The organism is Dactylosporangium sp. NPDC050688, from assembly GCF_040654515.1.
Classification (GTDB): Bacteria; Actinomycetota; Actinomycetes; order Mycobacteriales; family Micromonosporaceae; genus Dactylosporangium.
Window position 1 is genome coordinate 14859 of the sequence record NZ_JBFAIC010000042.1, and the last position, 26318, is coordinate 41176.

A 26318-nucleotide genomic window follows, 5' to 3' on the forward strand; every position below is an offset into this window, starting at 1 on the left:
CGCGCCCGGCCGGGCCAGCGGTCAGCCGGGGCGGCCGACGAGGGCGCAGAGCTCTTCGACCAGCTCCCGCCACAGCGGGCGGGGCAGGTCGTGGCCCATACCGGGGTACACGACGAGGCGGGCGCCCGGCACGGCGGCGGCGGTGGCGCGGCCGCCCGAGACGCGCACGAGCGGGTCGGCGTCGCCGTGCAGGACGAGGGTCGGCACGCGGACCCCGGCCAGGCCCGGGCGGCGGTCGCCGGAGGCGCGGATCGCGGCGAGCTGGCGGCGGGCGCCCGCCGGGTCGTGGCCGCGGTCGTACGCGCGCCGGCCCAGCTCACGCAGGGCCTGCTCTTCCAGGGGGTACCGCGGCGAGCCGATGGCGCGGAAGACGCGGACCATGCGCTCGCCGGCGGCGTCCCGAGAAGTGGCGGGAGGGATGCCGAGCGCGGCGAGGGCGGCGGGGCGGGGCCGGCCGATCCGCGGCGACGGCGTGGACATGATGGAGGTGAGGGTGCGGACCCGGTCCGGGTGCCGGATCGCCAGGGTCTGGCTGATCATGCCGCCGAGGGACGCGCCGGCCACGTGGGCGGTGGGCCAGCCGACGGCGTCGAGGACGGCGGCAGCGTCGTCGGCCATGTCGGTGAGGCGGTACGGCGCGACGGACCCCGGGCGGGCGAGCATCCGCAGCAGCCCGGGGTTGCCGGCGCGCGCGAAGTGCGTGGACCGCCCGGCATCGCGGTTGTCGAAGCGCACGACGCAGAAGCCGCGCTCGACCAGCATCGCGCAGAACTCGTCGGGCCAGGACAGCAACTGCATGCCGAGGCCCATGACGAGCAGCAGCGGCTCGCCGCCGGCGGGGCCGAGCTGCTCGTAGGCGATGGTGACGTCGCCGTGGCGGGCCAGTCCGGTGACCATGCGGGCCAGCATCCGCCATGAGACACCGTCTCCGGAAGTACCGCGGCGGCGGGCGTCAGGCGACCTCGGCCGCGACGTCAGGCGACCTCGGCGGCGGCGTCAGGCGACCTCGGCGGCGGCGTCAGGCGACCTCGGCGGCGGTGCGGTCGAACAGGTGGGCGTGCAGCCGGTCGGGCATCGCGGCCACGCCCGGGCCGCCGGCGGTGAGCCACTCGGTCACCGCGTCGACGGCCTCGCGGTCCAGGACGTCGCCCAGGTACACGGGTCTGGCCCCGCCGCGGCGGGCGACCGGTGACGGCTGCACGACCACGACGTTGGAGCGTTCGCAGACCGACAGGCACTCGCTGACCCGCACGCGGTGCCGGCCGACGCCGGCCCGCAGCGTGGCCAGCTGCGCGTCGTGGTCGACGTCGGGGTGCTTGTCGGTGCTGCCGCAGCAGCAGTCCCGGCACACCGTCAGCGTGCAGGTGTCGTCCGTCCGCGGCGGGGCCATGACGTCAGCGGCCCGCGGTGAGCACGGCCGGCCCGCGACCGGCGTCACGGACGGCGTCGCGGCCTGAACGCTGGTCGGGGTCGCCGGGCACGGGTGCGGCCGGGTCGGTGCCGAGCTCGACGATGCGGTTGGCCCGGTCGACGTGCACGACCCGGGAGCGGTGCCGGGCCACCTCGGCGTCGTCGACCAGCTCGAACGCCATGATGATCACCAGGTCGCCGGGCGAGACGAGGCGGGCCGCGGCGCCGTTGATGCCGATGATCCCGCTGTCGCGGGGGCCCTCGATCACGTACGTCGTGAGGCGCGCGCCGGTGTCGATGTCGACGACGTGCACCTGCTCCCCCTCGACGAGACCGGCGGCCTCCAGCAGCGTGCTGTCGATCGTGATCGATCCAACGTAGTGCAGATCGGCCTGGGTCACCGTCGCGCGGTGGATCTTGCCGCCGAGCAGGGTGCGCTGCATGCGTCGTCCTCTCCGAGGGGAAGCGCCAAATAAGTTAGGCAATGCTAACCTACATTTCTGCCGCACGGCGCCCCTGTCCGGGCCGGCCGGCTGCGACGACCCGAACCCTCCAAGGAGCCCCCTGATGATTCGCGCCCCCCGATCCAGGAACCGGCTGCGCCGTACGGCGCTCGCCGCCGCGGCACTGCTCGCCGCGACCGCCCTCGCCGCCTGCGGCAGCGACGACAAGGAGACCGCCGCCCCGGCGAGCGCGTCCGCCGCACCCGCCGCGTTCCCCGTGAGCATCGAGCACAAGTTCGGCTCCACGAAGATCGAGTCCGAGCCGAAGCGGGTCCTCACCGTCGGCTGGAACGACCAGGACTTCGTCCTCGCCCTCGGCGTCACGCCGGTCAGCACCCGCGAGTGGTTCACCGAGTACCCGAACTACCCGTGGGTCAAGTCGGCACTGGGCGGCAAGTCGCTGCCGACCTTCTCCGCCGAGATCAACTTCGAGGCGATCCTCAAGGAGAAGCCGGACCTGATCCTGGCCATCTACGAGACGATCAACAAGGAGACGTACGACCGGCTCAGCCAGATCGCCCCGACGGTCGTGCAGTCCAAGGACTACGCCGACGAGCAGACCCCGTGGGACGTGCAGACCCTCACCACCGGTAAGGCGCTGGGCAAGAACGCGGAGGCGAAGGCCCTGGTCGACAAGGTCAACGCGAAGCTCGACGAGGCCCGCAAGGCGCACCCCGAGTTCGCCGGCAAGGTGCTCGTGGAGGACTTCGGCCCGGAGAACGGCCAGCACTGGCTGATCGCCGCCAAGGACCCGCGCCGCGCGCTGTTCGACGCCCTCGGCTTCGCCGCGCAGGCGGAGAAGGACGAGATCAGCGAGGAGCGGCTGGACCTGCTGGACAGGGACGTGCTGTTCGTCAACGGCGCCACCAAGGCCACGATGACCGCCTCGCCGGTCTTCGCGAAGCTGAAGGTGGTCACGACCGACCGCACCCTGTACACCACCTTCGAGACCCCGCTGTCGGGCGCGCTGTCCTACAGCGGCCCCAACGCGCTGCTGTTCGCGCTGGACCTGCTGGTGCCCGCGCTCGCCGCCGCCGTCGACAACGACCCTGCCACCAAGGTCCCGGACCTCGCCACCGCGTAACGAACCGCACGACGGAACGAACCGCACGACGGCCACAAGGGGGCGGCGCCACGACGGCGCCGTCCCCTTCCGTGTCCGCTCAGAGCGCCCCGGCGACCAGCGGCCCCAGCTGCTCCAGCACCCCGGGGTCGAGCAGTTCCGAGTGCCCGCAGGCGATCCCGACCGTCCTCAGTCGACCGTCCACGACGGACCGCCAGCCGTCCGACGCCGTCCCGGTGAAACCCCGCTCCGGCACGGTCGCGTCGACGAACAGCACGTCCGCGGCGAGGACCCCGGGCCGCGCCCCCGCCATCATCCGGTCGCTGTCGAGGTAGTTCTCCACGACCCGGGCGATCTGCGCGTCGGTCAGCGCGGCCACGCCACCGCCGGCGGCCCGCACGAACGTCACCGCGTCCGCCACGGTCGGCGCCGCGTCCGCCGGTACGTCGTAGCCCAGCTCCCGCAGCAGCGCCGCGATCGCCTCGGGCCCGTCCCAGGCGCCGGAAACCCCGGTGGCGGAAGGGATCCGCGTGTCGAGCATGCCGACGAACGGCACGTCCCGCCCGGCCGCCACCAGCCGCGCGGCGAGCGCGTGCGCGACGGCGCCGCCGAACGACCAGCCCAGCAGCCGCACCGGCCCGTCCGGGGCGAGCTGCGCGACCCGGCCGGCGAGCTCGGCGGCGAGGTCGTCGAGGGTGGCCGGCAGGTCCGTGGCCCGGCTCAGCCGCGGCGACTGCAGCCCGATGATCGGCACGGCGTCCGGCAGGTGCCGCTTGAGCCCGGCGAACTGCCAGACGAGGCCGCTGGCCGGGGGCAGGCAGAACAGCGGCGGCTCCCCGCCGCCGGCGTGCAGCGTGACGACCGGGGCGAGGGCGTCGCCGGGCGGCAGGTCGCCGTCGAGCCGCCGGGCCAGGCCCTGCACGGTCGGCGCGGTGAACAGGTCCGCGACCGGCACGTCGACGCCGAGCTCCCGGCGGACCGCGGCGGCGAGGCGGACCAGCAGCAGCGAGTGCGCGCCGAGGGCGAAGAAGTCGTCGCCGACCCCGACCGCCGCGACCCCCAGCACCTCGGCGGCGAGCTCGCACAGCCGCGCCTCGGTACGGCTGCGCGGCCGGTCCCCCACGCTGGCGGCGGTGAACGCCGGGTCGGGCAGCGCCGCCCGGTCGACCTTGCCGTTCGGCGTCTGGGGCACCGCGTCGAGGACCACGAACGCGGCCGGCACCATGTAGCCGGGCAGCCGGTCGGCGAGGTACCGGCCGAGGTACCGGCCGAGGTCGCCCACGTCCGCACCGTCCACCGTGGTGACGTACCCGACGAGCCGCTCGTCGCGGGCGACGACGACCGCCCGGGCCACCGCGGGGTGCGCGGCGAGGACCGCCTCGATCTCGCCCAGCTCGATGCGGTGGCCGCGGACCTTCACCTGGAAGTCGGTGCGGCCCAGGAACTCCAGCTCCCCGCCGGGCAGCCACCGCACGAGGTCGCCGGTGCGGTACAGGCGGCCGCCGGCGTCGGTGGCCACGAACCGGCCCGCCGTGAGCCCGGCCCGGCCGAGGTAGCCCCGGGTCACCTGGGCACCGCCGAGGTACAGCTCGCCGGCGACCCCCGGGGGCACCGGCCGCAGCGCCGCGTCCAGCACGACGGCGGTGGTGCCGGGCAGCGGCCCGCCGATGGTGGGCCGGTCCGCGCCGACGGCTGCGGCGGTCGCCCACACGGTGACCTCGGTGGGGCCGTACAGGTTGGTGACCGACCGGGTCCGCCGGTGCAGCCGAGCGGCGAGCGACGGTGGCAGCGCCTCGCCGCCGACGAGGGCGCGCACGCCGGTGAGGTCCACGTCGGACGCCTCCAGCAGCGCCGCCCACAGCGACGGCGTGGCCTGCATGACGGTCGCGGCGCCGGCCAGCGGCGCGAGCAGCGCCGGGTCGCGGACCTCCGCGCCGGACGCGAGCACGACGCAGCCGCCGTTGCGCAGCGGCTGCAGCAGCTCCAGGACCGAGATGTCGAACGACAGGGTGGTGACGGCGAGCAGCCGGTCGGCGGCGGTCACCGGCACGACCTCGCCGACGGCGGCGAGGAACGCCTCAAGGTCCCCGTGGGTGACCACGACGCCCTTCGGCCGCCCGGTCGACCCGGACGTGTAGATGACATACGCGGCGCTGTCCGGCGCCACCGGCACCGCGGGTGGGGCGTCGCCGCCGGGTGCCAGGTCGGTGTCCGGGTCAGTGTCCGGGTCAGTGTCCGGGTTGAGGACCACCACCGGCCGGGCGTCGCGCACCATGTACGCGAGCCGGTCCGCGGGGAACGCGGGGTCCAGCGGCAGGTAGGCCGCGCCGGTCTTGTGCACCGCGAGGACGGCGACGACGAGGTCGGCGGTGCGCGGCAGCGCGAGCCCGACGAGCCGCTCCTGGCCGGCGCCCTTGGCGGCCAGCGCCGCGGCGAGCCGGTCGGAGGCGGCGTCCAGCTCGGCGTAGCTCCACGTCCGCCCGGCGCTGACCAGCGCGTCGGCGTGCGGGGCGCGGGCGGCGTGGCCGCGGAACGCCGCGACCCACGACCCGGTCGCCGGCAGCGGCCCGCCGGCCTGCCAGGCGGCGAGGTCGGCCTCGTCGGCGGGGGCGAGCAGCGCCGCGTCGCGGACCGGCCGGTCGGGGCGCTCGGCGAGGTCCGTGAGGAGCCGCACGAGCCGCTGGGCAAGCCGCCCGGCGGTGCCGGCGGTGAAGCGGGCCGTGTCGTACTCGACGGTCACCTCGACGGTCGCCCCGGCGTCGACGAACGTGACGTTGAGGTCGACCTTCGGGTCGGCGGCGAAGCCGGGCTCCGGCCCGAGCGGCAGGCCGAGGACCGTACCGTCGCCGCCGGGCCGGTGGTGGTAGCCGATCATCACCTGGAACAGCGGGTTGCGCCCGGCCGCGCGCGGCGGGTTGACCGCCTCGACGACCTGCTGGAACGGCAGCTCCGCGTGGTCGAACGCGGCGAGGTCGGCGGCGCGGACCCGCCGCAGCAGGTCCGCGTACGTCGGCGCGCCGGACAGGTCGGTGCGCAGCACGACGGTGTTGACGAAGAAGCCGACGAGGTCGGCGAGCGCCGGGTCGCCGCGGCCCGACGTCGGGGTGCCGATCGGGATGTCGTCGCCGGCGCCGTGCCGGGACAGCAGGACCGCGAGCCCGGCGTGCAGCGCCATGAACAGGCTCGCCGACTGCTCCCCGGCGATGGCCCGCAGCCGGGTGACCAGGTCCTCGGGCAGCGTCGCGGCGGCCTGCCCGGCGGGGCCGGGCGCCGTGCGGGGCAGCGCCCCGGGCAGCGGGATCTCCTCCGGCAGCCCGCGCAGCCGCTCCTGCCAGAACCGCCGGGACGTGGCGTGGCCGCCCGCCGGGTCGGCCGGGTCGCCGAGCAGGTCGGCCTGCCAGGCGGCGTAGTCGGCGTACTGCACCGGCAGCGGCGCCCACGACGGGGCCCGCCCGGCGAGGCGGGCCGTGTACGCATCGGTGAGGTCGCGCAGCAGCGGCCGGTCCGACCACTCGTCCATCGCGATGTGGTGCAGCACCAGGGCGAGCAGCGTCCCGCCGCCGGGCTCGGCGACGGCGGCGGCCCGGATCGGCGGCTCCACGGCGAGGTCGAACGGGCGGGACAGGGCGTCGTCGAGCCGGTCGTGCACCGGCACCCGCACCGACGGCAGGACCCGCTGCCCGTCGAGGGTGACGAGGGTGCGCAGCACCTCGTGCCGGTCGGTCACGTCGCCCAGCGCGGCCCGCAGGGCACCGGTGTCCACGGCCCCCTGCAGCCGCATGACGAGCGGGTAGTTGTACGCGGTGGAGGCCGGGTCGAGGTGGTGCAGCAGCAGGAGCCGCTCCTGCGCCGGGGACAGCGGGATCCGCTCCGGCCGCGGCCGGGCGGTCAGCGCGGGCCGCGCGGCCCCGGTGCCCGCCGCCAGCAGCAGCGCCAGCCGTTCCGGGGTCGGCGCGTCGAACAGGGCGCGCAGCGGCAGGTCGGCGCCGAGGTCCGCGCGGAGCCGGCCGAGGAGCCGCATCGCGATGAGCGAGTGCCCGCCGCCGTCGAAGAAGTCGTCCTCGACGCCGTAGCCGGGCACGCCGAGGACGTCGCCGAAGGCGGCGCACAGCCGCCGTTCGGTGTCCGTGGCGGGGGCGCGCCCGCCGGTGGCCACCGACTGCGGCTCCGGCAGCGCCGCGACGTCGAGCTTGCCGTTGACGGTCAGCGGCAGCTCGGGCACGACGGCGTACGCGGCCGGCACCATGTAGGCAGGCATCGACGCCTTCAGCGCACCGCGCAGCGCGGCCACGTCGAACGGGCCGGCGGCGGGCACCACGTACGTGACGAGGCGCTTGCCGCCGGCACCGTCGGCGACGGCGAGGACCGCGCACTGCCGTACGCCGGGCTGCGCCGCGACCGCGGCCTGGACCTCGCCGAGCTCGATGCGGTACCCGCGGATCTTCACCTGGTCGTCGGTGCGGCCGAGGAAGTCCAGCAGGCCGTCGGGGCGCAGCCGGACGAGGTCGCCGGTGCGGTACATGCGCCCGCCGGGGACCGCCGGGTCGGCGACGAACCGTTCGGCGGTCAGCCCGGGGCGGCGCAGGTAGCCGCGGGCCAGCCCGGCGCCGGTGATGTACAGCTCGCCGGGCACCCCCGGCGGGACCGGGCGCAGCCAGTCGTCCAGCACGTAGCCGCGGGTGTTCCAGATCGGGGTGCCGACGGTGGACGTGGCGCTGTCGGTGGTGCCGCCGCCGAGGGTGTTGATGGTGTACTCGGTGGGGCCGTACAGGTTGTAGCCGAGCACCCCGTCGGTGTCGCGCAGCGTCGCCCACAGCCCTTCCGGCACGTGCTCGCCGCCGAGCAGCACGAGCGCCGGCCGGTGCCCCCCGCCGCCGAGCAGGCCCGCGTCGATGAGGTGCTGGGCGTAGGTGGGGGTGACGTTGACGACGTCGACGCGGGCCTGCGCGCAGTAGGCGGCCAGCGCGACGGCGTCGCGGCGCAGGTGCTCGTCGCACACGTGCACGTGGTGGCCCTCGACCAGCCACAGCAGCTCCTCCCACGACATGTCGAAGGAGAACGACACGGTGTGGGCGATGGTGAGGGTACGGCCACCCTGCGCGGCGATCGTCGGGGCGAAGATCGCCTGACGGTGGTTCTGCTGCATGTTCGTCAGCCCCAGGTACGGGGTGACGACGCCCTTCGGGCGTCCGGTCGAGCCGGAGGTGTAGATGACGTACGCCGGGTGCCGCATGCGGCCCGGGGTGCCGGGCGCGAACGCGCCGAGCTCCTCACCGGTCAGCGGTGCGGCGGACTCCGTGGACAGGTCGAGGGTGTCGAGGCGGATCCCGTCGAGCCGGCCGGCGGTCAGCACGATCGCCGGGCGGGCGTCCTCGATCATCGCCAGGAGCCGGTCGTCGGGGTGGTCGAGCTCCAGGGGCAGGTACGCCGCGCCGGTGCGCAGCACCGCGAACAGCGCGACGACCATGTCGATGGAGCGCGGCAGGGCGAGCGCGACGATGCGCTCGGGTCCGGCACCGAGCCGCAGCAGGTACCGGGCCAGGCGGTTGACGCGGGCGTCGAGGTCGGCGTACGTGACGGTGGCCGCGCCGAAGGTCAGCGCGGGCGCGTCCGGGGTGCGGGCCGCCTGCGCCGCCATCAGCTCGGCGATGGTGTCCGGCAGGATCTGCCCGGACGCACCCTCCAGGACCGTGCCGCCCGCCGCGACGGGCAGCGCCGCGACCGGCACCGTGACGTCGTCGGCGAGGGCCAGCAGCACCCGCTCCAGCCGCTCCAGGAGCGCCTCGGCCTCCCCGGCGGGGACGACGTCGGCGCGGTACTCCAGGCGGATCCGCAGCCGCCGCCCGGGCGTGGCGACCCAGGTGAGCGGGTAGTGGGTGGCGTCGACGGCGGTGACGCCGACGATCCCGTGCTCGGTCTCCAGGTCCGTGAACGTGTCGTCGTCGAGGAAGTTCTGCAGCACGTACAGGTTGTCGAACAGCGTGGTGCGGCCGGCGGCGCGCTGGATCTCGCCGAGGCCGAGGTACTCGTGCGGCATCAGGTCGATCCGGTCGGCCTGGATGCGGCGCAGCACGCCGGCGACCGGCTCGCCCGGGGCGAGGGTGACCCGGGCGGGCACGGTGTTGAGGAAGACGCCGACGACCTCGTCGATGCCGGGCAGCTCGGTGGGGCGGCCGGCGACGGTGGTGCCGAAGACGGCCTCCTTGCGCCCGGTGGCGTGCGCGAGGACGACGCCGAGCGCGGCGCTGAGCACGGCGTTGAGGGTGACGCCCTGGGCGCGGGCCTGCGCCGTGAGCCGGGCCGTCTGCTCCTCGGTGAGCTGCCGGGCGATGCTGGTGGCCAGGACCGGCCGGGTGCCGGCGGCCGCCGGGTACAGCACGGTCGGCTCGTCGAGGCCGCGCAGCGCGTCCGCCCACGCCCGCGCCGACGCCTCGGTGTCCTGCTCGGCGAGCCAGCCGAGGTAGTCGGTGAACCGGGCCGCCGGCGGCGCCGGGGCCTGCCCGGCGTAGTGCGCGAACAGGTCCCGCAGGACCAGCTCCCGGGACCAGCCGTCCCACAGCAGCAGGTGGTACGTGAACAGCAGCCGGTCGGTGCCGCCGGGCCGGCGCAGCACGGTGAGCCGGGCCAGCGGCGGGGCGGCCAGGTCGAACGGCCGGGTCCGGTCCGCGGCCATGACGGCGGCCAGGTCGCCGTCCAGGTCGCCGTCGCCGGTCTCCACGACGGTCACCTCGCCGCGCAGCGCGGGCGCGAGCACGGCGACCGGGCGGCCGCCGTCCCGCGCGGTGAACCCGAGCCGGATCGCCGGGTGCCGGTCCAGCACCGCCGTCCAGGCCGCGGCGAGCCGGTCGGGGTCGAGCCGGCCGGCGAAGTCGAACGCGTTCTGCGCCACGTACACGTCGGCGTCACCGGCGAGGCGGGCCTGCACGTACAGGCCCTCCTGCAGCGGCGACAGGGGCCACACCTCCTCGGCGGGGGCGCACAGGTCCCGCATCGCGGCCGCCCAGTGCTCGGCCAGGCCGGGGATGTCGAGGCCCTCGTCGGCGTAGGTGAGCACGGCCCGCAGCTGCGGCCCGTCCGGGGTGGTGTGGCAAGCGGCGTTGATCTCCAGCAGGTACGGGGTGCCGAGGTCGGGGTCGGGTGCGGTGCGCAGCGCGCCGTCCTCCGGGGCGGTGTCCCAGTCCGCGCCGGACGGCGCCGGGAACCGGCCCAGGTAGTTGAACAGCACCTGGGGCGTGCCGAGCCGGGCCAGGGCCGGTGCGGTGCGGGCATTGGCGTAACGCAGCAGGCCGAAGCCGAGCCCGTCGCCGGGTGCCGCGGTCACGTGCCGGTGCGTCTCCGCGAGCGCCGCGGGCCCGTCCGGTACCACCGGCAGCCGTACCGGTGCGATGGCGGTGAACCAGCCGACGGTGCGGGACAGGTCGGTGCCGTCGAACTCCTCCCGGCCGTGCCGCTCCACGTCAACGGTGAGCGGCCCGTCCACAGTGGACCGCCCGGCGCGCCACCGGCTGACCGCGACGCGCAGCGCGGCGACGAGCACGGTGGTGACGTCGACGCCGGCGGCGGCCGGCACCGCGCCGAGCAGCGGCCCGGTGACCTCCGGCGGCAGGCGCAGCTCGTGGTCGCGGGTCTGACCGACGGTCAGCCCGGCGGTGTGCCGGGACGCGTCGAGCTCGCCGCCGGGGGCGAGCGCGGCGGCCCAGTGCTCGAACTCGCCGAGCCGCGCCGCCTGCCCGGCCTGCTCGTGCAGCAGCCGGGCGTACGCGCGCAGCGACGTGCCGCCGGGTGCCGCGACGGCCGGGTCGGCGAGCTCGTCGGTGACGATCCGCCAGGACACGCCGTCGACGACCAGGTGGTGCGCGACCAGCAGCAGCCGGCCCTGCTCCGCCGGCCCGCGGTCGAACCAGACGGCCTGCAGCACGGTGCCGGCGTCGGGGTCGAGCCGGTCGGTGGCGGCGTCGGACTCGGCGCCGATCAGCTCGCGCAGCGCGGCCTCGTCCAGGCCGGCCGCGGCGACCCGCCGCACGTCCGCGGCGGGCACCTGCGACGGCGGGCGGGCCTCCAGGGACCACAGCATCGGCGCGGGGCGGTGCAGCCGCAGGCGCAGCGCGTCGTGCCGGCGCACCAGGCCGTCGACGAGCGCGGTGACCGCCTCGTGGGTGAGGCCGGCCGGGGTGAGCAGCAGGTCCGCCTGGTTGTGGCGGTGGATGCGGCCGCCCAGCTCGGCGAGGCGCTGCACGATCGGCAGCAGCGGCACCTCCCCCACCCCGTCGAAGACCGGCTGCTCGGCCACGGCGGCCGGGACGGCCGGCACCGGCGGCACGGGCTGCCCGGGCGCGGCGCCGGGCGCGCCGGGGGCGGCGACGGACGCGGCGGGGGCGGCGACGGACGCGGCGGGGGCGGCGACGGACGCGGCGGGGGCGGCGACGGACGCGGCGAGCGCGGCGAGGGCCGCGGCGGTGCGGTGGACGAACACGTCGCGCGGGGAGACGGACAGCCCGGCCCGGCGGGCGCGGTTCGCCAGCTGGATCGCGATGATGCTGTCCCCGCCGACGGTGAAGAAGTCCTCGTCGGGTCCGACGGCGGTGAGGCCGACGACCTCGGCGATCAGCTCCCGCAGCAGCCGCTGGGCCGCCGTCTCGCCGGCGTCGACCTCGACGGGCGCGGCCCGTTCGCCGGTCGGGGCGGGCAGCGCGGCCCGGTCGAGCTTGCCGTTGACGGTGAGCGGCAGGGCCGGCAGCCGCACGTACGCGGCCGGGACCAGGTAGGCCGGGAGCCGCTCGGCGAGCCTCGCCCGGACCGTCCCGTCGTCCACTGCGGACCCGCCGACGAGGTAGCCGACGAGCCGCCCGTCGCGCAGGTCGACGGCGGCGTTGGTGACGCCGTCGACGTCCAGCAGCGCGGCCTCGATCTCGCCGAGCTCGATACGGTAGCCGCGGACCTTGACCTGGTGGTCGCCGCGGCCGGCGTAGACGAGGTCGCCGGCGGCGGTCCAGGTGGCGAGGTCGCCGCTGCGGTACAGCCGTCCGGGGCCGAACGGGTTCGCCACGAACCGGGCGGCGGTGAGCCCGGGCCGGTCGAGGTAGCCGCGGGCGAGCTGGTCACCGGCGACGTACAGCTCACCGGTGACCCCGGCCGGCACCGGGCGCAGCCGCTCGTCGAGCACGTACGCGCGCAGGCTCGGCAGCGCGGCGCCGATGACGCTGCCGGCTGCGGTGTCGGCCCGGCTCAGCGCGCGGAACGTCACATGCACGGTCGTCTCGGTGATGCCGTACATGTTGACCAGCAGCGGCGCGTCGTCGGCGTGGGTGGCGTACCAGGGCCGCAGCCGCCCCGGGTCGAGGGCCTCGCCGCCGAAGACGACATAGCGCAGGGCGAGCCCGGTGGTGTCCTCGGCGATGAGCGGGTAGAACGCCGACGGGGTCTGGTTGAGCACGGTGACCCGTTCGGCCCGCAGCAGCTCTGCGAAGCGGCGCGGGTCCCGGGCGACGTCGCCGTCGACGAGGACCAGCCGGCCGCCGTACACCAGGGCGCCCCACAGCTCCCAGACGGAGAAGTCGAACGCGGCGGAGTGGAACATCGTCCACACGTCGTCCGGGCCGAACGTGAACAGCCGGTCGGCGGCGGCGAACAGGGTCAGCACGTTGCGGTGGGTGACCGCGACGCCCTTCGGCCGGCCCGTCGAGCCGGACGTGTAGATGATGTACGCGGTGTTGTCCGGCCGCAGCCCGGCGACGGTGACGGGGCCGGGGTCGTACGCCGGCAGCGGGCCGTCGAGCAGGACCGCGGGGACGGCGGTGTCCAGCGCGGTGACGGTGGCGGCGTCGGTGAGCAGGCACACGGGCGCGGCGTCGGCGAGGATGTACGCGTTGCGGGCGACTGGCGCGCCGGTGTCGACGGGCACGTAGCAGCCGCCGGCGCGCACCACGGCGAGCAGCGCGACGACGAGGTCGGTGCCGCGGGGCAGCGCGACGGCGACCCGCGACTCGGGCCGCACGCCGCGGGCGATCAGCTCGCGGGCGATCCAGTTGACGCGGGCGTCGAGCTCGGCGTAGGTGAGCCGGTCCGCGCCGTGGCTGAGGGCCACCGCCGCCGGGTCAACGGCGGCGCGGCGCTCGGCAAGCGTCCCGCCGACGGCGGGCAGCTCTGCGGCGGGAGCTGCGACGGCAGGCGCGGCGACGACGGCGCCGACGGGGGTGTCCAGGCCGGCAGCCAGGCCGCGCAGGATGGCCTCGACCTCGGCGAGCAGCTCCCGGGCCCGGGCCTCGCCGACCAGCGCCACGTCGTACTTGACCTCGAGGGTGAGCGTGTCGCCGGGGAACGCGACCAGCGCGACCGGGTAGTGCGGCGAGTCGGTGCCGGTGAACCCGTCCACGCGCAGCGCCGAGCGGTCGCCGGAGCGCACCGCGGGGAAGTTCTCCACCACGACCATCGAGTCGAACAGCTCGCGGACCCCGGCGAGGCGGGCCAGCTCGGCGAGGCCGACGTGCTGCGCGTCGAGCACCTCGGTCTGCAGGTCCTGCAGGCGGGTCAGCACCGCGCCGAGCGGCTCGTCGGGCCGCCATGCCATCGGCAGCGGCAGCGTGTTGATGAGCAGCCCGACGACCGTCTCGACGCCGGGCAGCTCGCCGCCGCGGCCGGAGACGGTCGAGCCGAACACGACCCGGTCGCGGCCGAGCAGCCGGCCGAGCAGCAGGCCCCAGGCCGCGTGCACGGCGGTGCTGAGGGTGACGCCGTGCGCGCGGACCGCGCCGGCCAGCGCCTCGCTGTCCTGTGTGGACAGGACGCTGTGGACGCTGTAGTGCGCGGCGACAGGGCTGCCGGACGGGTACAGCAGCGCCGGGGTCACCCCGTCCAGGACCCGGTGCCACACGGCGCGGGCCGCGTCCCGGTCGCGGGCCGCGACGGCCTCGACGTGGTCGCGGAACGTCGTGGCGGGCGCCGGCAGGTCGGCGCCGAGCTCGTACGCGGCGACGATGTCGCTGAACACCAGCGGGTAGGACCAGCCGTCGGCCAGCACGTGGTGCATGGTCTCGACGAGGCGGTGGTCGTGCTCGCCGAGGGACACCAGCGCGTAGCGCAGCGCGGGCGGCCGGGCCAGGTCGAACGGCCGGGCCAGCTCGTCGGCGGCGACGGCGTCGAGGGTGGCGGGGTCACCGGCGGGCTCGTGCCGCCACGGCACCTCGACCGCGGGCACGACCGCCTGGACGATCCGGCCGTCGTGCAGCTCCCGGAAGCCGGCGCGCAGGGCGGCGTGCCGGCGCACCGTCGCCTCGACCGCGGCCCGCAGCCGCACCGGGTCGACCGGTCCGGTGAGGCGGGCGATCTGCTGCACCCGGTACGTGTCGGCGCCGGGCTCGGCGAGCGCCTGATGGACGTACATGCCCTCCTGCAACGGCAGCAGCGGCAGGATGTCCTCGGCGCCGGCGAGGTCGTCGACGTCGCGCTGGGCGAGCCTGACCAGCGGGAAGTCCGACGGGGTGTGCCCGGCGAGGTCCGCGCACCGGCCGAGGGCGGCCAGGGCGGCCAGCCAGCGCTGCGCCAGCCCGGTCACGTCGGCCTCGGCGAACAGCCCCGCCGGGTAGGACAGCGCCGCGGTGAACGTCACGCCGTCCGGCCCGTCGGCGGCGTACGCGTTGACCTCCAGCGTCATTGCCGGGTTCGCCGGGTCGACGCCCTCGCGCAGCGGCCCGGTCGGCGCCCAGTCCTCGGCGGAGCCGGTCGGGAACCGGCCCAGGTAGTTGAACAGGATCTGCGGCACCGCACCGGTCAGCTCCTGCCGCAGGTGGCGCAGGACGCCGTAGCCGAGCCCCTTGCCGGGCACGGCCCGCAGCTGCTCCTTGACCGCGCGGGCGGCGCCGGCCAGGGCGGGGCCGGCGGCGAGGACGTCGTCCCACGCGACCGCGCCCGGGTCGAGCCGCACCGGGTAGATGGCGGTGAACCAGCCGACGGTGCGCGACAGGTCGATGTCGGCGTCGTAGACGTCGCCCTCCCGGCCGTGACCTTCGAGGCTGACCACGACCGCCGGGTCCGGTGCCGGCCGCCAGGCCCGCACCGCCAGGGCGAACGCGGTCAGCAGCACGTCGTTGACGGTGCCGTGCATGGCGGCCGGGGCCCGGTTGAGTACGGCGCCGCTGTCGGCGGCCGGCAGCGTGACGGTGACGGTCCGCACGGTCCCGGCGGTGTCCACGGCCGGGTCGGCGGCGCGGGCGCCGAGCACCGGGTCGGGGGTGGCCAGCACGTCGCGCCAGTGGCCGGCCTCGGCGGCGAACCGCCCGGACCGCTCGGCGGCCAGCCGGGCCCAGCCGCGGAACGACGCGGGCGCCGGCTCCAGCGCGACGGGGCGGCCGGCGGCGGCGTCGGACCAGGCGCGGGCCAGGTCGGCGCCGATGATGCGCCAGGAGACGCCGTCGATGACGAGGTGGTGCACGACGAGCAGCAGCTGCCGGGTCCGCGGCGACCAGACGGCCTGGACCATGACGCCGCGGTGCGGGTCGAGGCGGGCCGCCGCGGCGGCCACGGCGGCCTCGTCCGGCTCACCCTCGACGACCGGCACCGGTGCCCCCGCCGGCGGGACGGTGATCGTCCAGTCGGGCGTGACGACGGCCCGCAGCAGGTGGTGGGTGTCGGTGAGGGCGCGCAGGACCGCGTCGAGCGCGGGCCGGGTCAGCCCGGCCGGGGTGCGGAACGTCATCGCCTGGTAGAAGCTCGTCAGCGGGGTCGCCGCCGCGCGGGTCTCGGCGAGCATCGGGGTCAGCGCGACCGTGCCGGCCCCGTCGTCCGCGCCCTGCCCGGTCCCGGTGCCGGCCGGCGTCTCGGGCAGCGCGGCGACGACCGCCTGCACGCTGCGGCGGCGGAAGATGTCGCGGGGCGTGACGGGCAGCCCTTCGCGGCGGGCCCGGCCGGCGACCGCGATCGAGCCGATGCTGTCGCCGCCGGCGACGAAGAAGTCCTCGTCGACGCCGACGGCGGGCAGGCCGAGCACGTCGGCGTAGATGGCGCACAGCACCCGCTCGCGCTCGTTGCGCGGGCCTTGCAGGGTGCCGCCGGCGCCGCCCGGGGCGGACGGCTCGGGCAGCGCGGCGACGTCGAGCTTGCCGTTGACGGTCAGCGGCAGCGCGTCCACGACGCCGTACAGCGACGGCACCATGTACGACGGCAGCCGCTCGGCGAGCGCGGCGCGGACGGCACCGGCCAGGTCGGTCGCGTCGCCGGCCGGCACCAGGTACGCGACGAGCTTCTTCAGCCCCGGCACGGTGCCGTCGGCGCGGGCCACCACGGCGGCCTGCCGGACCCGCGGCAGCGCGGCGACGGCGGCCTCGACCTCGCCGAGCTCGACCCGGTAGCCACGGATCTTCACCTGGTCGTCGCTGCGGCCGAGGAAGTCCAGGTTGCCGTCCGGCCGCTCGCGCACGAGGTCGCCGGTGCGGTACATGCGCCCGCCGGGCGTGGCCGGGTCGGCGACGAACCGGGCGGCGGTGAGCCCGGCGGCGTGCAGGTACCCGCGGGCCAGGCCGGCGCCGGCGATGTACAGCTCGCCGATGGTGCCCGGCAGGACCGGCCGCAGGAACGCGTCCAGCACGTAGCCGCGGGTGTTCCAGATCGGCCGGCCGACGGTCGGGGTGGCGCTGTCGTCCGTGCCCGCGCCGAGGGTGTTGATCGTGTACTCGGTGGGGCCGTACAGGTTGTAGCCGGTCGTGCTGTAGCCGGTCGTCCCGTCGGCCGTGCGCAGCCGGGACCAGACGGCGTCGGAGACCGCCTCCCCGCCGAGCAGCACCAGGCACGGCGGGTACCCGGCCGGGTCCAGCAGGCCCTCGTCGAACAGGTGGTGCGCGTACGTCGGCGTCACGTTGATCACGTCGATGCGCTGGGCCTGGCAGTACGCGACGAGCGCGACCGCGTCACGGCGCAGCTCCTCGTCGCACACGTGCACCTCGTGCCCCTCCACCAGCCACAGCAGCTCCTCCCACGACATGTCGAAGGAGAACGACACGGTGTGCGCGATGCGCAGCCGGTCGCGGCCGGCGGCCCGGGCCCGGGCGACCGCCGGGGCGAAGATCTCCGCCCGGTGGTTGAGCTGCATGTTGGTGAGGCCGCGGTACGGGGTGACGACGCCCTTCGGCTGGCCCGTCGACCCGGAGGTGTAGATGACGTACGCGGGCCGGTCCAGGCGGTGCGGGTCGGCGGTGACCGGCGGCGGGTCCGCCGGGAACGGCGCCGCGTCGGCGGGACCGACCACGGCGCCGTCGAACCGGGCGGCCAGCGGCGTGCCGGGCAGCGCGACCAGCAGCACCGGCCGGGCGTCGGCGAGCATGCCGGCCAGCCGGTCCACGGGGTGGTCCAGCTCCAGGGGCAGGTACGCGGCGCCGGCCCGCAGCACCGCGAACAGCGCGACGACCATGTCGGTGCCGCGCGGCAGGGCGAGCGCGACGATGCGCTCCGGGCCGGCGCCGTTGGCCAGCAGCAGCCGGGCGGTGCGGTTCACCCGGGCGTCGAGCTCGGCGTAGGTGAGCACCTCCCCGCCGTCGACGAGGGCGGTGTCGGCTGGGCAGGCCGCGGCCCGCTCGGCGAGCAGGTCGGCGATGGTGGCCGCGCCGATCGGGTGCTCGGTGGCCCGCCACGCCGCCCGCAGCGCCGCGGTCTCGGCCGCCGAGCGCAGGTCCAGCGCGCCGACGGCGACGTCGAGGCCGCCGGACAGGGTCGTGAGGAGCCGCACGAGCCGGTCGGTCATCGCCGCCGCCTGCTCCCGCGTGAACACGTCGGGGCGGTACTCGAGCTTGACGCGCAGGTTCGCGCCGGGGGTCAGCACCCAGGTCAGCGGGTAGTGGGTGGTGTCGGTGTAGTCGACGCCGACGATGCCCTGCTCGCGCTCCAGGTCGGCGAACGTGTCGTCGGCGAGGAAGTTCTGCAGCACGTACAGCACGTCGAACAGTTGCTCGTGCCCGGCGGCGCGCTGGATCTCGCCGAGGCCCAGGTACTCGTGCGGGCCGAGGTCGAGGCGGTCGGCCTGGGCGCGGCGGGCGAGGTCGAGCACGGTCGCGGCGGCCGTCGCGGTGACCCGGGCGGGCACGGTGTTGAGGAACAGGCCGACGACCCGGTCGATGCCGGGCAGCTCGGTGGGGCGGCCGGCGACGGTGGTGCCGAACACGACGTCGGCGCGGCCGGTCTGGTAGCCCAGCACGATGCCGAGCGCGGCGGTGAGCAGCGCGTTGAGGGTGACGCCGGCGTGCCGGGACTGTTCGGTGAGGCGGGCGGTGACCCCGGCCGGCAGGGCGGTGAGGACCCGTTCGGACAGCATCGGCGCGCGCCCGGCGGCCTCCGGCGCGACGAGGGTCGCCTCGGCGACGTCGCCGAGCGCGCGGCGCCAGGCGGCACCGGACGCGGCGGTGTCCCGGGTGGCCAGCCAGCCGAGGTAGTCGGTGAACGAGGCGGACGGTGCGGCGGGGGTACGGCCCGCGTACAGCGCGAACAGGTCCCGCAGGACCAGTTCCCGGGACCAGCCGTCCCACAGCAGGAAGTGGCTGGTCAGCAGCAGCGTGTCCCGGCCGCCGGGGTGCCGGGCGACGGTGAGGCGGACCAGCGGCGGGGTGGCCAGGTCGAAGGGCTCGGTCCGGTCGCGGGCGGCCATCGCCTCGAACGCGGCTTCGCCGTCCGGGCCGTCCGGCAGCTCGGCCACGGCCACGACCGCGGGCACCTCGGCGGCGATGACCTGCACGGGCGCGGGGAGGCCGTCGCCGATGAACGCGGCGCGCAGCGTCGGGTGCCGGCGCAGCAGCTCACCGAAGGCGCGGGTCAGCGCGTCGACGTCGACCCGCCGGTCGAGCGTGAACACGTTCTGCGCGATGTACGTGCTGGCGACCTGGTCGAACGTGGCCTGGTAGTACACGCCGCGCTGCAGCGGCGACAGGTCCCACACCTCGGTGGCCGGTTGGGCCTGCCGGGACAGGGTCTCCAGGGCGCGCCACCACCGCTCGGCGAGCCCGGCACCGTCCACATCGGACACGTGCTGCAGGGTCGCCTCGACCCGGCCGTCGCCGGTGAGGGTGAGGTCGCACTGCACGGCGTACCGGATGCCGAGCAGCGCGTCGGCGGGCTGCTCGACCGCCAGGCGCGGCCACCCGGCCGGGGCGCCGAAGCCGGTGGTGCGGCTGAGGATGCGCGGCTCGGCGGCGCGTTCCAGGGCCTCCAGGGCCCGGCCGACCCGCGGGTTGCCGTGGCGCAGCAGGCCGTGCCCGGCGCCGTGGCCGGGTGCGGCGCCGAGGGCGACGGCGGCGTGGGCGAGCGCGGCGTCGCCGTCCTCGGCGGCGGCGACCCGGACGGGCACCACGGTCGCGCACAGCCCGGCGGTGCGGCTGAGGTCCTCGTCCGGGGTGACCCGCACCAGGTGACGGGCGGCGCGTTCGACCTCGACGACCAGGTCGGCGGGGTCCTGCACGGCGACCCGGAGCGCGGCGACGGCGGCCAGCTCCGGGGCGGCGGCGAGCTTCGCGGCGACGGGCCCGGTGAAGACCCGGGTGTGCCGGCCGGTGACGGCGCCGCCGCGGAAGCCGGGGGCGATGTCGGCGCCGGGGCGCAGGACGTCCTGCCAGTGCGCGAACTCCGCGACGCGCCCGGCGCGGGCGGCGTCGTCCTGGGCGGCGCGGGCGTGGGCGCGCAGCGGCGTGCCGACCGGCGGCAGCTGCGGGGTCCGGCCGTCGGCGACGGCGGCGCACGCGGTGGCGAGGTCGTCGGCGACGAGGGTGAGGGTGACGTCGTCGGCGGCCAGGGCGTGCGCGGCGAGCAGCACCTGCCCGGCGTCGTGCGGGCCGGCGTCGAGCCAGACGACGCTCAGCGGCGCCGCGGGGTCGAGGTCCCCGACGGCGGCCCCGACGGCGGCCTCGGCGGCGCCGCCGGACAGCGGGACCCGCCGCAACAGGGTCGCGGCCTGCACGGTGCCGGGGGCGGTGACCTCGAGGGTCAGGAACAGCCCGGCCTCCCGGGTGATCCGCAGCCGCAGCCCGTCGTGGTGGTCCAGGACGGCCTGCAGGGCCCGCTCCAGCACCGGCGCGGTGAGCCCGGCGGGCGCCTGGAACAGCGCGAGGCGGGCGGGGGCGGCGGGCGCGTCGGTGAGCCGCTCCGCGGCGGGCAGCAGCGGCAGCGGCCCGACCGCCTCCGGGTCGGCCTGCGCCGCTGAGGTCGCCGCTGAGGTCGCGGCGGACCGGTCCGCGGCCGTGGACAGGTGGGCGTCGAGGGCGCCCGGGGTGCGGTGGTCGAAGATGTCGCGGGTGGTGAGCACGATGCCGTCCTGGGCCAGCCGGTTGATGACGCGGATGGCGGCGATGCTGTCGCCGCCGAGGGCGAAGAAGTCGTCGTCGGGCCCGGCGTCGGTGCCGAGCACGGCGCTGTAGCAGGCGCTGATGCGGGCCTGGCGGGGGGTGCGTGGCGCGCCGCCGCGGCCGCGGGTCACGGCCGGCTCCGGCAGCGCGGCCCGGTCGCGTTTGCCGTTGGGCAGCAGCGGGATCGCGTCCAGGACGGTGACGGTCGCGGGCACGAGGTGCGCGGGCAGCTCGGCGCGCAGCGCGTCGCGGACGGCGGCGGGGTCCACGCCGGCGCCGGGCTCGGCGACGACGTAGCCGGCGAGGGCGTTGCCGCGCTGCACGGCGGCGGCGTCGGCGACGCCGGGGCGGCCGGCCAGGGCGGCCTCGACCTCGGCGAGCTCCACCCGGAAACCGTTGATCTTGACCTGGTCGTCGGCGCGGCCGAGGAACTCGATGCGCCCGGCGGCGTCGCGGCGGCCGAGGTCGCCGGTGCGGTAGAGCCGGTCCCCCGGCGCGCCGAACGGGTCGGCGACGAACCGGGCGGCGGTGATCCCGGGACGGCCGAGGTAGCCGCGGGCGTTCTGCACGCCGCCGACGTAGATCTCGCCGACGGCGCCGTCGGGCACGAGGGTGAGGGCCGCGTCGAGCAGGTGCACCTGGACGCCGGGGACGGCGGTGCCGAGCGGCACCGGGCCGGCGGACGGGGTGACGACCGCGGTGAGGACGTCGCCGGCGACCTCGGAGGAGCCGTAGGAGTTGACGATCTCGGCGGCCGGTGACGCGGCGGCGACCGCCTGCACGACGGCCGGGGTGAGCGCCTCGCCGCTGGTGATCCAGCGGCGCAGCCCGCACACCCGCGCCGGGGCACTGTCGGCGATCGCCGCGGCCAGGCTCGGCACGGCGAGCAGCTGCGTGGCGCCGCTGCGCTCGACCAGGCGGCCGAGGGCGGCGCCGTCGGCGGCGGTCGCGTCGTCGGCCAGCACGACGGTGGCGCCGGTGACGAGGCCGCCGAGCAGCTCGGTGGTGCCGTCGACGAAGCTCAGCGAGCTCTTGGCGATGCGGACCGCGGCGGTGCCGGCCGGCCACGCGTCGCGGGCCCAGGCGAGCCGGTTGGCCAGGGCCGCGTGGGTGCCGACGACCGCCTTCGGCACGCCGGTGGAGCCCGAGGTGAACAGCACGGTCGCGGCGTCGGCGCCGGTCAGCCCGCCGGCCTGCAGGTGGCCGGCGGCCCCGGCGACGGCCGGGCCGACGCGCAGCACCGGCAGCCCGTGCGCGGGCAGCGCCGCGGCGCCGTCGGTGAGGACGCACGCGGGGGCGGCGTCGCGGAGCATGAGCTCGATGCGGGCGGCCGGGTACGCGGGGTCGACCGGCAGGACCGCGGCGCCGGCGCGCAGCACGCCGAGGACCGCGACGGGCAGGTCGACGGAGCGGGCGACGGCGACGGCGACGAGGTCGCCACGGCGGACCCCGGCGGCGGCGAGGGCGTGCGCGAGCCGGCCGGAGCGCCGGTCGAGCTCCGGGTAGCTCAGCTCCTGCTCGCCGCAGACGACGGCGGTACGGTCGGGAAACGCCAGCAGGTCCAATACTGTCCCGGCGTGCGCCGCCGGCCGGGCGGGCGCGGCGGGCGCACCGGTCAGCGGGGCGGCGCAGGTGCCGTCCAGGGCGGCCAGGAGCGTCTCGTACTGGCGCAGCAGCCGCGACGCGGTGGCGGTGTCGACGTGCCGGCGGTCGTGGGTCACGGTGACCGTGAACGGGTCGCCGGGGCGGACCATGAGCGTCACCGGGTAGTGCGGCGCCTCGACGACGTCGATGCCGGTGACCCGCAGGTCCCCGCCGGCGACGTCGACGTCCGGGTAGTTCTCCACCACTACGAGCGTGTCGAACAGCTCCGCGATGCCCAGGCGCCGCTGCAGCTCGGTGAGCGGCGCGTGCTCGTGGTCCATGGCGTCGCGCTGGTCGGTGGCGAACCGGCCGATCACGTCGGCGACGCGCTCCCCCGGCGCCCAGCGCACCCTGGCCGGGACGGTGTTGATGAGCAGCCCGGCGATGCGTTCGATGCCGGGCACGGCGAGGCCGCGGCCGGCGACGGTGGAGCCGAACGTGACGTCTCCGCGGCCGGTGAGCCGGCCGAGCAGCACGCCCCAGACGCCGCCGACGACGTTGCCGGCGGTGAGGCCGTGCGCGGTGGCGAAGGCTCGCACCGAGGCGGCCAGCCCGGCCGGCAGCTCCCGGGTGACCCGGCCGAACCCGGGGCCCGATTCGCGGGCCTCGGCGGGTGGCAGGGCGGTCAGCAGCCGGGTCGGCTCGTGCACGCCGTCCAGCAGGCGGTCCCAGGCCGTGGGGTCCGGCGCCTGGCCGGCGACGGCGGCGAGGAAGTCGCGGAACGGCACCGGCGGGGGCAGCGGGGCGCCGGCGTACAGTGCCAGCAGGTCATTGAACATGACCGGCACCGACCAGCCGTCGGCGACGATGTGGTGGATCGTGTGGATGAGCACGTGCCGGTCGGCGGCGAGGCGTACCAGCGTGAACCGCATCGCCGGCGGCTCGGCGAGGTCGAACGGGCGGGAGCGGTCCACGGCCGCGACACCGTCGAGGTCCCGCGGGTCGGTGACGGTCACGGTCCGCCACGGCGCGGTGGTGCCGGCGGCGAGCACGGCCACCACGTCGCCGGCCTCGGTGGGGCGGAACGCGGCGGCGAGGTTCGGGTGCCGCTGCAGGAGCCGGTCGGCGGCGGCGCGCAGCCGGTCCGGGTCCAGCGGCCCGGCCAGCTCGACCCGCTGCTGCACCACGTACGGGTCGGCACCGGTGGTGTAGGTGGCGTGGAAGTACAGGCCGGCCTGCAGCGGCGCCAGCGGCTGCACGTCGAGCAGGGCACCGTCGTCGAAGCGGTCGACGTCGGCCTGGCGCAGCGGCGCGAGGGGGAAGTCCGACGGGGTGTGCCCGGCGACGCGGGGGTCGGCGGCGATCGCGTCCAGGATGCCGGTCCAGTGCCCTGCGACGGTCCGCACGGTGTCCTCGTCGAGAACCTCGCCGGGCCAGCTGAACGTGGCCGACAGCACCGGGCCGGCGGCGGTGTCGGTGGTGACCGCGTTGATCTCCAGCACGCGCGGCAGCGGCATGCGCGGGTCGCGGTCCTCGGCGACCGGCCCGCCGTCCGCCGCCGCGGCCGTCCAGGGCCGGTCGCCGCCGCCGAACCGGCCCAGGTAGTGCACGAGGACCTGCGGGGCGGCGGCGAGGTCGGCGCGGCCGGCGAGGTGGCGCAGGACGCCGTGGCTGAGGCCGTGCGCCGGCACCGCGCGCAGCTGGTCCTTGACGGCCTTCACCGACGCGCCGAGGTCGGTGCCGTCACCGGCGTCGACGGCGACCGGGTACAGGGTGGTGAACCAGCCGACCGTGCGGGACAGGTCCAGGTCGCCGGCGAGCTCCTCGTGCCGTCCGTGCCCCTCCAGCTCCAGCAGGACCGGTCCGGGGGCGCCGCCGCGCCACCGCCGCACGGCGAGGGCGGCGGCGGTGACCAGCGCGTCGTCGACGCCGCCGTGGATGGCGGCGGGCACGGCGCCGAGCAGCCGGGCGGTGGTGGCCGTGGACAGGCTGACGGTGAGCCGCCGTTCGGTGGCCACGACGTCGCGGGCCGGGTCGAGGGGGCGGCGGCCGAGCGGCGGGTCGGCGACGGCGGCGGTCGCCTGCCAGTACGCGGCGTCGGCGGCGAACCGCCCGTCGCGGGCGGCCTCGGCCAGCGCGGTCGCCCACCGCCGCAGCGACGTCGCGGCCGGCGCCGGCTCGGCGGGGCGGCCGGCCTGGACCGCCTCCCACAGGACGCGCAGGTCCTCGGCGAGCACGTGCAGGGACACGCCGTCCACGACGATGTGGTGCACCGCGACGACGAGCCGGCCGGGTGCGCCGGGGGCGCCGTCGGCCCACGTGAAGGCGGCCATGCCGCCGCGCCGCGGGTCGAGCCGGGCCACGGTCCCGGCCATGATCCCGGCCAGGGAGGCGTCGGGTGCCCGCACCACGGCGGGCACGAGGCTCGGGTCGTACGCCGCGATGGTGAGGCTGCCGGCGGCGTCCACCCGGGCGCGCAGCGCGTCGTGCGCCGCGACCAGCGCCGCGACCATCCGCTGCAGGACGTCGTGGGTCAGCCCGGCCGGGGTGTGCAGGGTGACCGCCTGGTAGAAGCCGTCGAGGGCGGGCCCGCGCTCGCGCAGCCACGCCACGATCGGCGTGTCCGGCACGGCCCCGGCCCGGTCCACCTCGGACGCCGGCGCGGCGGCGGCCGTCGCGACCCGCGCCACCCCCTCAGGGGTACGGTGGGCGAGCAGATCCCGTGGGCGCAGCGCGATCCCGGCGCGGCGTGCCTCGCGGACCACGCCGATGGCCACGATGCTGTCCCCGCCGAGGGCGAAGAAGTCGTCGTCGGCGGCGACGGGCACGCCGAGCACCGCGGAGAAGACGTCGCACAGCGCCCGCTCCATCGCGGTCCGCGGGGCCCGTCCGGCGCTGCCGGGCAGGACCGGCGCGGGCAGGGCGGCCCGGTCGACCTTGCCGTTGGCGTTGACCGGCAACGCGTCCAGACGCACGATGACGCTCGGCACCGCGTACTCCGGCAGCCGCCCGGCGCACCACGCCAGCAAATCCGCGTCGTCGTCGGCGGCGATGACGTAGCCGACGAGGTGGCTGGCGCCGGCCGCGTTGCGCCGCACCGCGACGGCCGCGTGCCGCACGGCCGGGTGCGCGGCGAGGACCGCCTCGACCTCCTCCAGCTCCAGGCGCATGCCGCGGATCTTCACCTGGTTGTCGGCCCGGCCGACGAACTCCAGCGTGCCGTCCGGCGTCCAGCGCGCGAGGTCGCCGGTGCGGTACAGGCGGCTGCCGAGCGCGTCGAACGGGTTGGCGACGAACCGGGCGGCGGTGAGCCCGGGCGCGTTGACGTAGCCGCGGCCGAGCAGGAACCCGGCGGCGTACAGCTCACCGGTCGCGCCCGGCGGCAGCGGGGTGAGCGTGTCGTCCAGCACGTACAGCTGCGTGTGCGGGTTGGGCCGGCCGATGGACGTGGCGATGCGGACGGCGGTGTCCCGGTAGATGACGTGGGAGACGCCGATGGTCGCCTCGGCCGGTCCGTAGCCGTGGTACAGGGTGGTGCCGAGCTGGGTGCGGAACCGTTCGAACAGCTCCGGGGTGAGCACCTCGCCGCCGCACCAGACGTGCTTGAGCCCGCCGAGCCGGCCGGGATCCTGTTCATGGGTCCGGTCCATCTCCAGCAGCACGTCGAGCATCGAGGAGACCAGGTACACGAACGTGACCCGCTCGCCGGCGATGAGGTCCAGCAGGTACTGCGGGTCGCGCTCGCCGCCGGGCTCGGCGACGACGACGGTGCCGCCGGACAGCAGCGGCAGCAGGATCTCATTGACGGAGATGTCGAAGGCGAGCGGCGCCTTGAACAGGCTGGCGTCGCCGGGGCCGAAGCCGAGGACCTCCTCGATCTGCCAGCGCAGCCGCTCGCAGATCGCCTCGTGCCGGATCATCGCGCCCTTCGGCCGCCCGGTCGAGCCGGAGGTGAAGATGACGTACGCCAGCCGGCCCGGTGCCAGGTCCAGGTCGAGGGGCTCGGGCGACTCGTCCGCGTGCGCCCACGCGGCGAGGTCCAGGTCGTCCAGGACGATGCGCACCGCGGCGTCGGCGAGCACCTGCTGGCGGCGCTCGGCCGGCCACGACGGGTCGACGGGCACGAACGCGCCGCCGGCGACCATCGCGGCGAGCACCCCGACGACCATCTCGGCGGAGCGCGGCACGGCGATGCCGACGACCTCCTCGTCGGCGAGGCCGCGCCGGCGCAGCGCGCGGGCCAGCTGGAAGACCCGCGCGCCGAGCTCGGCGTAGGTGAGCCGGGTACCGCCCGCGACCAGGGCCGGCGCGTCGGGGGTGCGCCGGACCTGGGCGGTGAACAGCGCCGCGACGGTGCTGCGGTGACCGGGCTCGGTCGGGTTGTTCCAGTCGTCGAGCTGCCGCAGCACGTCCACTGTGGACACAGTTGTCCCTGCCTTTGTATGC

The 26318-nt window shown here is 76.7% G+C and carries 5 protein-coding genes; 1 reads left to right on the top strand and 4 read right to left on the bottom strand.

Features of this window, described 5'->3' with window-relative positions:
- Nucleotides 1-21 precede the first annotated feature (21 nt).
- From AB0H83_RS32165 to panD, 3 genes are all read right to left on the bottom strand, one after another.
- The gene (locus AB0H83_RS32165; protein ID WP_360101571.1) at nucleotides 22-897 is read right to left on the bottom strand and encodes an alpha/beta fold hydrolase; all 876 of its coding nucleotides are present in this window, start codon (nucleotides 895-897) and stop codon (nucleotides 22-24) included.
- A 121-nt stretch (nucleotides 898-1018) separates the two neighbouring features.
- Nucleotides 1019-1357: a hypothetical protein gene (locus AB0H83_RS32170; RefSeq protein WP_360101682.1), complete on the bottom strand. Its 339-nt coding sequence runs from the start codon at nucleotides 1355-1357 to the stop codon at nucleotides 1019-1021.
- Between the two features lie 37 nt (nucleotides 1358-1394).
- Nucleotides 1395-1853: an aspartate 1-decarboxylase gene (gene panD, locus AB0H83_RS32175; protein WP_360101573.1), complete on the bottom strand. Its 459-nt coding sequence runs from the start codon at nucleotides 1851-1853 to the stop codon at nucleotides 1395-1397.
- 124 nt (nucleotides 1854-1977) lie between these two features.
- Here panD and AB0H83_RS32180 point away from each other — a divergent pair, with 124 nt between their 5' ends.
- Nucleotides 1978-2997 carry an ABC transporter substrate-binding protein gene (locus AB0H83_RS32180; RefSeq protein ID WP_360101575.1) on the top strand — a complete coding sequence of 340 codons (1020 nt, stop codon included), beginning with the start codon at nucleotides 1978-1980 and terminating at the stop codon, nucleotides 2995-2997.
- A gap of 79 nt (nucleotides 2998-3076) precedes the next feature.
- Here AB0H83_RS32180 and AB0H83_RS32185 read toward each other — a convergent pair whose 3' ends face one another.
- Nucleotides 3077-26296: a non-ribosomal peptide synthase/polyketide synthase gene (locus tag AB0H83_RS32185; protein WP_360101577.1), complete on the bottom strand. Its 23220-nt coding sequence runs from the start codon at nucleotides 26294-26296 to the stop codon at nucleotides 3077-3079.
- Between the last annotated feature and the right edge of the window lie 22 nt (nucleotides 26297-26318).

Excerpts from the sequence above, each read along its gene's own strand:
- AB0H83_RS32165 (WP_360101571.1), bottom strand. The coding sequence starts at position 897 with ATGGTCACCGGACTGGCCCGCCACGGCGACGTCACCATCGCCTACGAG.
- panD (WP_360101573.1), bottom strand. The coding sequence starts at position 1,853 with ATGCAGCGCACCCTGCTCGGCGGCAAGATCCACCGCGCGACGGTGACC.
- AB0H83_RS32180 (WP_360101575.1), top strand. The coding sequence starts at position 1,978 with ATGATTCGCGCCCCCCGATCCAGGAACCGGCTGCGCCGTACGGCGCTC.